The sequence below is a fragment of the Pseudoalteromonas sp. S327 genome, from assembly GCF_005886415.1.
GTDB lineage: Bacteria > Pseudomonadota > Gammaproteobacteria > Enterobacterales > Alteromonadaceae > Pseudoalteromonas > Pseudoalteromonas atlantica.
In genome coordinates this window covers 1-2,161 of sequence record NZ_PNDP01000190.1, presented here as the reverse complement: position 1 = coordinate 2,161, position 2,161 = coordinate 1, and the positions used below count along the sequence as shown (strand labels likewise).

The 2,161-nt window shown below is 39.1% G+C and carries 3 protein-coding genes; 2 read left to right on the top strand and 1 reads right to left on the bottom strand.

Annotated features, from left to right (window positions below):
- Positions 1-473, top strand: a 473-nt coding sequence (locus tag CWB60_RS20800; protein WP_502704745.1) for a transporter substrate-binding domain-containing protein, incomplete at its 5' end; no start/stop codon positions are given.
- A 32-nt stretch (positions 474-505) separates the two neighbouring features.
- On the opposite strand, the gene miaE is transcribed toward CWB60_RS20800, so the two are convergent.
- Positions 506-1,276, bottom strand: a complete 771-nt coding sequence (gene miaE / locus CWB60_RS20670) for a tRNA isopentenyl-2-thiomethyl-A-37 hydroxylase MiaE (RefSeq protein ID WP_004586888.1) — start codon at positions 1,274-1,276, stop codon at positions 506-508.
- Positions 1,277-1,491: 215 nt separating this feature from the next.
- Between miaE and CWB60_RS20665 the strand changes: the two genes are divergently transcribed.
- Positions 1,492-2,091 carry a Yip1 family protein gene (locus CWB60_RS20665; RefSeq protein WP_004586887.1) on the top strand — a complete coding sequence of 200 codons (600 nt, stop codon included), beginning with the start codon at positions 1,492-1,494 and terminating at the stop codon, positions 2,089-2,091.
- The last annotated feature ends 70 nt before the right edge of the window (positions 2,092-2,161 follow it).

Genomic DNA, 2,161 nt, shown 5'->3' with positions numbered 1-2,161 from the left:
TCAAAGACAGACAAATAAACTATGACGGCAGTATGGACTCTTTACAGCCATACAGTATTTGTAAAGGCGTTGGCTACGCAGTAAGTGAAGTTTTTTCTGAAAGTAATGGACTGGCCGTAACCTCAACTCGCGGGTTAATTAACAGTTTATATATGCTTCAAAAAGGACGAATAGACTTAGTAGCAGGCACTAAAGAAGTGGGTGAATACTGGTTAAAAAACACCGAAAAGCTTAATGAACCCGGCGCGCCACAAGTTGAATATATTTCGCCCGATTTAGAGCATCATCAACTGCATGTTATGTTTCCAAAGTCTGACCCTGATGCAAAACAAAAAAGAGACGCGCTTGAACAAGGCTTTTCTACTATTTTATACAATGGCACCGCAAAAGAGCTATTAGTAAAACATGGCTTTTCTCAAAGCACGGCGCTTGAGCTCATAGACTTTATAGAAAGAAGTAGCACACCTAACTAACCGGTGTGCTTGAAGAGCTAAATAACACTGCTTTAATTAGTAACTAGTGCAGGAGCGCCACTGTGAAATTTAAAGTCTTCATCAGGGCTAGTGATCAAATCAGCCTCAATTTTACCAAAAAAGTCGACTCGCTCAGTAATATCAAAATCAGCAATTTCTTGTGCCAGTGTTAAGTAATCTTGATAATGGCGCGCCTCAGAGCGAAGCAATGAAATATAAAAATCGCCTAAGCGTTTATCAACATGTGGAGCAAGTGCAGCAAAACGCTCACATGAGCGAGCCTCAATATAAGCACCTACAATTAGTTTATCGACTAATGCATTAGGCTCAAACGTTTTAACGTTACGTAGCATCCCTTTAGCGTAACGACACGGTGTAATACTGCGGTACTCTACTCCATACTCGTCCATTATTTCGAGCACTTGATAAAAGTGATGTAATTCTTCTTTTATTAGCATCACCATTTTATCTATTAAATCTTGCCCGTAAGGTGAGTTAGACTTTGGGATAATAGATTTTGTAAGTTTATTTTTAGCCGCTAAATCACGCCAATTACCTTCGCGTTTATAAATAAGTGTTTCAAAGGGCTTTAGCCATTCAAGTAATGCATCGCTGCTGTCTTTATCTACCGCGTACTTACGAATTAAAAACATTGCACTTTGCGCTGCTTTTAACTCACAAATTAAGTGATCGATTAAAATAATCGATAAATTTTCTTTTTTTACTGCCTCAATAACCCATTCATTTGGGGTTTCACACAATAAAAAATTATTAATAGGGGCTAAAAGTTCGCTATGTGGCACAGGGCTGCTCGTTACTTCAAATAATAAAAAGCCATTTTAACACGAAAAATAACGAAGAATAAAACGAGCTAAAACAACCTCTTTAAAATGTTAATAAGCAGTTAACTTGACTTTGTATATGAACTAAACCATAAATATAGGTACTGTATAAAAAACAAACTAACTAAAACTAAATTATAACCAACAGTAATACGTTCCTTTTATGGAGTACCGCTATGATACTGAACCACCTGTGGGGCATTTATGCCCACCCACTCGAAGAATGGCAAACAATAGATAACCGCCACGAAAGCCTGACTTATAGCCTGTCGCATATTTTACTTATTGCATTATTTCCATCGATTATGGGGTATTACTCATCGGTGTATTTAGGCTGGAGTATTGGTGCGGGCAACCCAGTATTTTTAACGCATGAAAGCGCACTGCTAATTGCCGTGGCTATGTATGGTGCGTTAATAGCCGGTGTGTTTGCACTGGCCTATTTAGCCCATTGGATGGCCGTTACATTTGGTGCTAAACCTACCTTTACACAAACGCTTGAACTTGCCGCTTATACTGCTACACCCGTGTTTATGTCGGCCTTAGCCGCTTTTTTACCTGAGCTGTGGTTTGTTGTTTGCGTAGGTATGATTGCCCTAGCCTACTCGGTGTACTTGCTTTATACAGGCGTGCCAATACTAATGCATATTCCACAAGAGCGCGGCTTTATTTATGCCAGCTCTGTTGTTACCTGCGGGCTAATTTTATTGGTAATAATTTTAGCTGTAACCGCAATACTTTGGACTAACGGCATTGTGAGTCCAATGTTTACCTAATCAACCACGTTGTTTGATATGAAGTGTTCCCTTTCTTTCCTTCGCAAAAAAGGAGCTAATTAGCTCCTTT

Excerpts from the sequence above, each read along its gene's own strand:
- CWB60_RS20665 (WP_004586887.1), top strand. The coding sequence starts at position 1,492 with ATGATACTGAACCACCTGTGGGGCATTTATGCCCACCCACTCGAAGAA.